This is a genomic window from Bradyrhizobium sp. UFLA05-153 (genome assembly GCF_054185185.1).
Genome location: NZ_JBBIAM010000256.1, coordinates 1 through 4,459 on the forward strand (window position 1 = coordinate 1; position 4,459 = coordinate 4,459).

A 4,459-nucleotide genomic window follows, 5' to 3' on the forward strand; every position below is an offset into this window, starting at 1 on the left:
TGCTTCTCTCATGAGACAAAAGCATTGCGCGATTCGACCTCACGTACCAGCCGGATTAGGGTTTCCGACAGGGACAGCCTGATCGACGCAAGCTGGACGAGCGCGAGGCTTGGTTGGCGTCAACTTGTCGTAGGAATTCGAACTTCAGTGTGGACGGCGATCATGCGGCCCGACCGCGATCCTCGAGCGCGTACAACGGGCGGAGCCGCCTGCCAGGGCGGTGGCGCGGCCCAGTGGGTTGTGCTCGCGTGGGCAGCGCTGCTGGTGGTGATCGTTGTGTCGTTCAGGCCCGCGGTCGCGGTCATCTGGGGCGACACGGCTTCCTTCGTGGAATCGGCATTTCGGACGCTTGAGGCCGGAAGGCCCACCGTGGCGGGGGGGCGCGATCCGGGCTATCCGGCGTTCTTGGCCGTGATATTCGCGTTCGGAGGCGACCTTGGGACAGTGGTGCGCGTGCAGCAGGCGGCGTGGGCAGTCCTAGTGCTGACGCTGGCGGCAACCGCCCAGGCGACGACGCGCAGCGTCGTTGGGCTCGTGCCGATCATCCTCGTGGCGACGTATCCGGGTCTTCTGCTATTCAGGAACGTCGTTACCGCAGAGCTTCTTTTTGCGGTCTTGCTCAATCTCGCAATGGCCGGATTGCTCGTTGCAAGCTATGTCGGCAAAGCGGCGCGGTGCTGCACGGTCGCTGCTTCTATCCTGTGTGCGGCGCTCGCGGTGTGCTTCCGATCGCAGGGAGCCCTGGTCCCAATCGTCGCCGTCCTGGTGGGCGTCAACCTCGCCCGGCCAGACACATCCGTGCGCTTTGCCGTGATTGCCGTGTCTATTGCGGCCGCGCTCGGGCTCCTCGCTGCTGGTTCCCGGCTCGGGGCTTCCAACTCCGACGAAGCCTCGGTCGTGTTCCTCCCCAAGACGCTGTTCTGCAATCATCTGAACATCGTGCTCGGAAGCGATGCAGCGCGACGCGAGATCGCGTCGGCGGCGGGCGCCCGCACTGAGGACACGATGGCGCGGCTTGCCGCCGACTTCGCCACGGAGTCTGGTCGCTGGCCGGTGCTCGGCTTCTTCGGCGACGCGTGCCTCTTCGACACTGCGCTGGATCGAGACATCGCCGGCGATGCCGGGAATGCCGTCGGCGCGGCCGCGGCCTATCGGCGTATCTTCCTGACCGCCGTGCGCGACCGGCCGCTGGCTTACGCGGGCAAGTTCGTCCGTCAGATGGCTTATGGCGCCTCGGTCGCGTGGCCGCCCTACGGACTTGACCCTGCCATACCGGTGTCGACCGACGACGTGCCGCTCGTGTCCGACATCATGGCGCGGCACGGCCGGGCGGCCCAGCCGATCGATCTGCAAGGCGGACCAGTTCGGATCGGCCTCTTGTCCGATCTCCCGGGCATCTCCGCCTATCTATATCGGGCCTTGTCCACCGCGTTCGTCATCGCCGTCATATTTTGGACGGTGACCGCTGTGCGGCGTCGGTGCCCCGGGTTCTTGACGCGCGCAGGTATCGTGATCGTGATGTGGGCAGCTTCGATCGTGACCGCCGCCGGCGTCCACACCCTCGACATCTCGCGATATCTGGTCCCCGCAGTGCCGATGGTTGGGCTCTTGCTGTCTCTTTTCGCCGATGAACTGGCCGAAACTATCGCTCGCCTGAGGAGGGGCTAACCGCATCATTCGCGAGCTCTCATGCGCGAGAAAACGCAAGCGCATCGCTCTAGCGCCGCAATCTTGGCAGCCTCCTGAACCTGGGAGCTGTCTTTGGAAGAAAGCTGTCCTTACGGAGCAAAGCTCGAGACTCTTATTCCGGGGGCTGCAGGGCCAAATAAGCAAGCCGCCGCAACTCGCGGCGACCACGCACGACGGTGTCGAGAATCATTCCACTGAAGAAGCTAAGGAAGGCGAGTATCATGAGTCCTGTCGAAAGGACCGCGGTGGGCAAACGCGGCACTAAGCCGGTCTTAGCATACGTGACGGCAAGAGGTATCGCGATCACGATCGAAACGAACCCGAGCAACGTGCCAATCATACCGAAAAAAAGCATCGGCCTTTCAATTCGAAACAGCGTCAGGATGGTCAACAAAATGCGCCAGCCGTCGCGGAATGTGGAGAGCTTGGACGTCGAACCTTCCGGCCGTACTTTGTAAGCAGTCACGATCTCGGCCACCGGCATGTGCAACCCCAGAGCATGGATGCTGATCTCCGTCTCTACCTCAAAACCTTCGGAGAGAGCTGGGAAGCTCTTTACGAACCGGCGCGAGAATACGCGATAACCCGACAGGACATCGCTGAACGAGCGACCGAAGATAAGCGACAACATTCCGGTGAGGATCGCATTGCCGAGACGGTGGCCTGGCCTAAAAGAGGCGTCAGCGACCGAACTTCGCACACCTACCACCATGTCCAGCTGGCATTCAATCAACTCCTGTATCATCGTCGGAGCAGCCGCTGCGTCATAGGTCGCGTCGCCATCGGCCATCACATAGACATCGGCATCGATGTCTGCAAAACTCCGGCGGACGACGTTGCCCTTTCCTGGCGTCAGTTCGGTTCGAACTATCGCGCCAGCCGTACGAGCTACATTCACGGTATTGTCAGTCGAATTGTTATCGAAGACATAAATGGCAGCGTCAGGCAAAGCCGCACGAAATGCTGTTACCGTGGCGCCGACGGCCGCCTCTTCATTGCGACAAGGGAGGATTACCGCCACACTTTGTTGCTTCATAGCCGGACCATGGAGCCGGCAGCATGCGCTCAACCGACAGCAAACCGAAGCTCCCGAGGATCAGTGCAGACATCACCCCATACAGCTCGGGAACGCTGCTTCGTCGCGTGCTTGCCATTCAGCTCAATTTTTTCAGCCTGACTTGCCTCCAAGCCTTATCCAGTCCTGAGTTCACCCCGGCCGCTGGATTTGCTGGGTCGAGCGGTGTTAGCGACGGGAGCTGGCGCAGAGCCCTAGAGGCATTCAGCACATGCAACTCCAGCCCCAGCGTGCGGCCTCCCCGCCAGAATCTGGTTTGCTGTGGTCTCGGCAACAGCGGGATTGCTCGGATCGACCAGCAGCGCCATGACGCGTGCCTCGGGAAGCAGCCGCCCACTCTACCACGTCGGTGAATTGAGCGCAGCGTTTTGCATCACGGCAGGATTGGCCGCCGCTGCCCGCCCTGTGTCATGAGCGTCCATTTAGCCGCGTCGCGGCTACTGCCGGTTTACCTCTGACTGCTGACATGCCGACCGGCGTTGGGAATAGTCGTTAAGGGCCACTTCCGGACTCATGCATCGCAGCAATTCGCGTGCTACTCGATCACCTCGTCGGCACGGGCGAGCAACGCGGGCGGTACCGTCAGGCTCAGCGCCTTGGCGGTCTTGAGATTGATCGCGAGTTCGATCTTCGTTGACTGCTGGACCGGCATATCGGATGGATTTTCGCCCTTGAGAATTCTGCCGGTGTACACACCAGCCAGCCGGAATGGATCGGTAACGCTGCTTCCGTAGCTCATCAAACCGCCAGCCGCGGCAAACTCGAGATTGCTGGAGATGGCAGGGATCGCATGGCGCAGCGCAAGCATAGCCAATCGTTCGCTTCGGGCAGTGAACAATCCATCGGTGGCGATCAGCAACGCGGCGGCGTGCGATTGGACTAGCTTTGAAAAGACCTCATCGAAATCACGTTCGCTGGTTGCCTGTAGAACGTGCAGCTCAAGCCCGAGGACGCGCGCCGTCTCCAACAAGTCTCCCGATTCGATCTGCGCTAGCGGAGTGGTCGGATTTACGATCAGGGCGAAGACCGTTGCGGCGGGCATCAGCTCGTGGAGGAGTTCGAGCCGCTTCGGAGCAACCTCAACCGTCAGGTTGGTGACCCCCGTGATATTGCCGCCGGGCCGCTTAAGGCTGGCGACCAGCCCAGGTTGCACCGGGTCGCTGCCGACGAAGAAGACTATTGGGATCGTTGTGCTTGAGGCCTTCGCGGCAAGGGCGGCCGCGGTACTGCCGGGTGCTGCTAAGACGTTGATCCCACGGCTGACCAACTCGCTGGCCAGCTTGGGCAATCGCTCGGTCTGGTACTCGGCCCAGCGAAATTCGATTGTTGCGTCGCGACCCTCGATAATTCCGGCTTCTGCAAGGCCTTGGCGGAATGAACGGACGCGACCAGCGACCAGCTCGGCGGAGCCATAGCTGAGAAATCCTATCACCGGCATTCCCGCCTGCTGCGCCCGTGCGCCGACGTAGCTTGCCACGGTCGCGCCGCCGAGAAATGTGATGAACTCGCGTCGTCGCATGTGACCCCTCCGAGAGTGGGCCTTGCGCAATCCCGAAACTATAGCAGCTTCGAGCGGCATATGGCGCGAAACGGTGCCAGAAACTGTCAGGGTCAGGCTCCAATGGTCGTGGTAGGGACGAGGATTGCTCCTCGCCCCCCACCCAGATCCCGGCGAGCGCTGCTAACGCACCGGGC

General features: G+C 61.7%; 3 protein-coding genes. 1 reads left to right on the plus strand and 2 read right to left on the minus strand.

What is annotated here, in order from left to right; all coding sequences use genetic code 11:
• Nucleotides 1–162: 162 nt before the first annotated feature.
• On the plus strand, nucleotides 163–1,668 hold the full coding sequence (locus tag Q2941_RS50850) for a hypothetical protein (protein WP_458197423.1): 1,506 nt from the start codon (nucleotides 163–165) through the stop codon (nucleotides 1,666–1,668).
• Nucleotides 1,669–1,801: 133 nt separating this feature from the next.
• On the opposite strand, the gene Q2941_RS50855 is transcribed toward Q2941_RS50850, so the two are convergent.
• Nucleotides 1,802–2,725 (minus strand): glycosyltransferase family 2 protein, encoded by a 924-nt coding sequence (locus Q2941_RS50855; RefSeq protein ID WP_458197424.1) that lies wholly within the window; start codon nucleotides 2,723–2,725, stop codon nucleotides 1,802–1,804.
• A gap of 574 nt (nucleotides 2,726–3,299) precedes the next feature.
• Entirely contained in the window at nucleotides 3,300–4,283 is a 984-nt protein-coding gene (locus Q2941_RS50860; RefSeq protein ID WP_458197425.1) for an ABC transporter substrate-binding protein, read from the minus strand.
• Nucleotides 4,284–4,459 lie beyond the last annotated feature (176 nt).